4 protein-coding genes are annotated in these 4,196 nt (G+C 43.5%); 2 read left to right on the top strand and 2 right to left on the bottom strand.

From position 1 onward, the window contains the following. The first annotated feature begins 793 nt into the window (after positions 1 to 793). Positions 794 to 1,000, top strand: coding sequence for a DUF433 domain-containing protein (locus F6K20_RS26870; RefSeq protein ID WP_008185444.1), 207 nt, complete (start codon positions 794 to 796; stop codon positions 998 to 1,000). Between the two features lie 21 nt (positions 1,001 to 1,021). Here F6K20_RS26870 and F6K20_RS26865 read toward each other — a convergent pair whose 3' ends face one another. Then, positions 1,022 to 1,867 (bottom strand): alpha/beta fold hydrolase, encoded by an 846-nt coding sequence (locus tag F6K20_RS26865; protein WP_008185446.1) that lies wholly within the window; start codon positions 1,865 to 1,867, stop codon positions 1,022 to 1,024. 202 nt (positions 1,868 to 2,069) lie between these two features. After that, complete coding sequence (gene bcmE, locus F6K20_RS26860) at positions 2,070 to 3,452, bottom strand: thiamine pyridinylase (protein WP_008185449.1); 1,383 nt, start codon at positions 3,450 to 3,452, stop codon at positions 2,070 to 2,072. Positions 3,453 to 3,820: 368 nt separating this feature from the next. Between bcmE and F6K20_RS26855 the strand changes: the two genes are divergently transcribed. Beyond that, the coding region (locus F6K20_RS26855) for a Tery_1686 family protein (RefSeq protein ID WP_287296679.1) at positions 3,821 to 4,196 on the top strand (376 nt) is incomplete at its 3' end.

Here is a 4,196-nt window from a genome sequence, read left to right as displayed (position 1 = left end):
CTGGGGTTTCGGTATCTGTTAAGATCCATGCGTTTTGGCGATGTATGCGCGCTCCTCGTGTACTAGTATCGCTTTACGTCGTTGTTTTAAATTGGCAGTACCGACTTTTCCTGCCTGTACTAGGCTACATGTTTATTCTATCACACTTTACTTAAAAGCCGTCCTATAATAACGGGGCTTTAAACCCAAAATTTTTGGTCAAGTACTATAACCCAATATTGGTCACATCAAACGAAAAGTTTAATACCCAATAGGGCACCTTGACCACTGATTGCATCAAAGCTTACCAACCCAAGCACTACTTTCAGCAAGATCTTGGTTGGCGACATACTAATTAATTCACGAGCTGCTCAGGTAGAAGCTACTGACTGCTGTTTGCCTTTCTCAAGCTTGTATCTGAGCTGTATAAATGTCAGATTAACAAGTTTATACAAAAATTAGAATTGGTTTGAAGTTGAGAATATCAAATTGATTGGTATCATGGTAAAAGCTAATAATTGGGATAACAATTATTAATTTCTCGATCATGACGGATTTTTAGTTTTAATTAAAATCAAGTCAAATAAGACTATATTACTAGTTCAGCAATCGTTACTGATGGAAATATTGACTAAGGCTTAAGCTAAGTAATGATGAAATAAATTCGCCAACCCTGATCACAAGATATTCTACCAAGCTATCATAAAACAAAATGTGATTTATAGTACTAAAAAATCTTTGGCTCTCTTTTCTACTCTTCCCTACTCCCTACTCCCTACTCCCTACTCCCTACTCCCTACTCCCTAAAACTCCAATGAGCGATCGCAATATTATTACCACCGAAGCGGATAAGCGAGGTGGTAAACCTTGTATTCGACAGATGCGCATAACAGTTGATGACGTTTTAGGCTGGCTAGCAGCTGGTATGTCTCACGCCGAAATTGTCGATGACTTTCCAGAATTGACCGAAACAGACATTAAAGCTTGCCTAGAATTTGCTGCTGATCGCGACATCGTTTAATTGCCACGGATACTGAAAAATTCAAGCTTTGCGTCTTAGAAACGGCACCAGTATTTCACTAATTTCCTTCGACCAATGCTCCTGAGGGTAATGTCCAGCTTCCTCCAGCTTCACCAATTCCCCATTCTTAAGCTGATTAGCAAATTGCTCAGCTTGGTCAACCGGAAGCCAAGGGTCTTTGAGTCCCCAAACAATTAAGGTTGGTTTGTCCCAGTTGCGGAAACCTGATTCAATTTCTGCCATACACTTGTTCATCTGGATATTCTTGATTGTCGCTACCAGAGAACGTCCAGGATCGGAGCTTTTGAGGAAAGGCTTGCGATAGAGATCTAAATACTTGTCTTCAATGCGATAGCGAGACCCCCCTTCCAGACTTCGGTCAACTAACAGGGGGTCTTGGGTTAACATATCTCCGATGAATGGCCATCCCCATTGCTGCATCTTGCTGGGTAACTTGGCAGCCGACGAGACAGGTGTATTGAGAATCACTAGACGCTCAATCTGGTCTGAGTGACGCAAGGCATATTGAAGTCCCACTGAGGCGAGAAAGCCTTGGACAACTAAGGAAAACCTTTCGATTTCCAGCTGTTTAAGGAAATCGCCTAAGGCTTCAATGAACGCATCTGGTGTGTAAGGAAAGTCAAGCCGATCCGGTTTTGCGGATAATCCAGAACCGAGCCAATCTGGTGCGATCGCATCGTACCCTACTTTAGCTAAATCTGGCATGATCTCACACCAGCAAAAACTCTGGGATGGCAAGCCATGAAGCAGTACTACTGGCACTGGTTTACTATCGCCAACGGCTTTAGCTTCCCGATAGAACCATTCCCAAGACCCGACTTCTATAGATTGTTCACTGATGGACACGGTTGTTTTGCCTTTACGCTGTTGCTTGTCGTGTGGCAATCCTGATCGACTTGTGAACAATACTTCCCTTGAAAATAGTTCGTCAGTCCTGAGTGCTGAGTTTTGAGTAAGAACTGTGACTGTTCACTTTTCAGCTCGGATTGCTATATGAGCTTACCCCTGAGTGGGAATTTAGACAAGTGAGGACTCAGGTGCCAGACTTTTATGGCAAGGGGCATGTGTTGCAACCACATACAGATGTTTCTTGTGCAGCTGGGTATGCATTGGTCCACTGACCGTTCCAAAAAGCGCCATGGTCGGCACATGTATCTCCACAAATCTCAGGAGCATAAGTGTTATTGAGAATAGGTTCGATAGCTGGATAATCACAGCCGCAAGAATAATTCTCCCTAGCCTTCTCACGAATCGTGTTTTTCATTTTCCCTAGCCAGCTACGGCTTTGATCATTCACCTTGAACATAATAATATTCTGACCTTGGATGAGCCCAAACATATCACCATAAAGCGGGAACGATTGCTCAAGAGTCTGGAATATGCTGGGACGAGTGGCCATAAGATACTGGGGATAGGGATGACTTGCATCTGCTCCAATACTTGCAATCATCGTTGTGGAGGCTGCCATCGTATTAGCTAGCTTTACAGCAAAGTCACGTGTCCCCCTGTTTTTAGTTGTAGTATTTACACCAATCACATCAGCATAGAAAACTTCTGGATAGGATTGATCTTGATCTGATAACGGCATGACCTTGAAGCCAATGTTTTGCCGTGTGTTTTCACTCATGTTTGACATCGCTTCTGTATAGCCCATGAGTGCACGTCCCCAATCATTACTAAACCACTCTGCCTGCTGGTAGGGCTGCTGCTTGGGCTCCATAGAATCCGTTGCATTCTCATAGCTTGCCATCCCTAGCAACTCTTGCATGTTGTCTATCGCCTGGGAGTTAAGTTGGCATTCATTCTCAGGCAATGGGAAGGGATATTCTCCAGTCAAGCTATGGGCAATGTCTAGGTAAAGAGTAGCATTTGTCGTGCCACCAGCCATATCAAGCATCATGCCCCGAATATCGGGGGGAATCTCGCTGGTATAGGTGCATGAAGACAAAGCACTCTGAATTTCATCTAGGTTCGTTGCATTGGCAATCGCTGGATCATCTTGTCTATAAAATAAGATATTTGCACAACCAAGCTGGGGAATTGCGTAATACTCCCCACCTACCTTAACCCCATCTATTGCGTATTCAACGAAGTCCTCCAAGTTGTCGATTTCACTAGCCTGTATCGGTTCGAGCCAGTTTTTACTGCGAAAGTAGTCGAAAAACATGGCATCGAATACATAAACATCTGCATCTTCAGGAGGATTATTCGAGTAACCCCCATCCCAATCCTCCGAAGGAACGAAATTCAAGGGAACGTTTGGTTCAACCAAATCCCATTCAGCTTGTATTGCTGTTTGGAATTGCTCAAGCCGAGGAACGTATGGATACAGTGCAACCTTTAGCTCTGTAGCCAATGCTTCTCCTATTCCTAGAAGACTGATAGCCAAGGCTAAAATTAGGGTCAAGCTGAAATTAATTAGTTTTTTCATCACTATTTCATCACTACATATCTAGCCCCTTTTTTCCCTCGTGGATCAATCAGTGCCTGCTGAACTTGTTGACAATCAGTAGCAGGCAGCAGTGGCAAGGATTGCCGACTTGTTCGAGTTGAGTAACCCGGGGGAATCGAAGCCAAGAACCATTGGAAACCTTTATTCTGACATCGGTTCCCCTAGCATATTATGAGTTCATTTTTCTTGCGCTTACCCTGGAACACTTGGTTCTTCTTTTGATCAAATTACTAAATTTTACACTAAAAGTATAAATTTTTATAAATAATTGGGTAGATTTATCTTAGGTTGTAATAAAAAGATACAAATTACGTTACTAACTAGCAGTTAACCATAGGAGATTAGGCGTGAACGCAGCTGAACAAGCAATCGGCTTAGAAGTCACCACCAAAATTGCGGCTGTTGTGAATTTGTTTAAGTCTGAATTCCCTGATGCCAAGGCTGACCTCAAGCCTTGGACCAATGACCCGGAAACCCGAGAACTGGTGGATCCTAACTCCATTGACATTGGTTTTCACTTCCCTGGCTGGAGTAGACGCTTCCAAAGTCGAAGTATTTTGTTACAGATTCGGTTTCATAAAGACCACTTGGATCAATCTCATCGGCTGATTGGTTTGGAAGCGACCGCCTTTAACCATCAAGGAGAAGCTTGGCGACTGTCCACAGTGGAGCGTTGGCAAATTATCGGTAATTGTCAGCCATCAGCTGAAGTGGGGGAAAAGA

The sequence above is a fragment of the Moorena sp. SIO2C4 genome, assembly GCF_010672485.1.
Taxonomy (GTDB): domain Bacteria; phylum Cyanobacteriota; class Cyanobacteriia; order Cyanobacteriales; family Coleofasciculaceae; genus Moorena; species Moorena producens.
This window is presented reverse-complemented; position numbering and strand designations above follow the sequence as displayed.

Coding starts and splice junctions, on each gene's coding strand:
- F6K20_RS26870 (WP_008185444.1), top strand. CDS start 794: ATGAGCGATCGCAATATTATTACCACCGAAGCGGATAAGCGAGGTGGT.
- bcmE (WP_008185449.1), bottom strand. CDS start 3,452: ATGAAAAAACTAATTAATTTCAGCTTGACCCTAATTTTAGCCTTGGCT.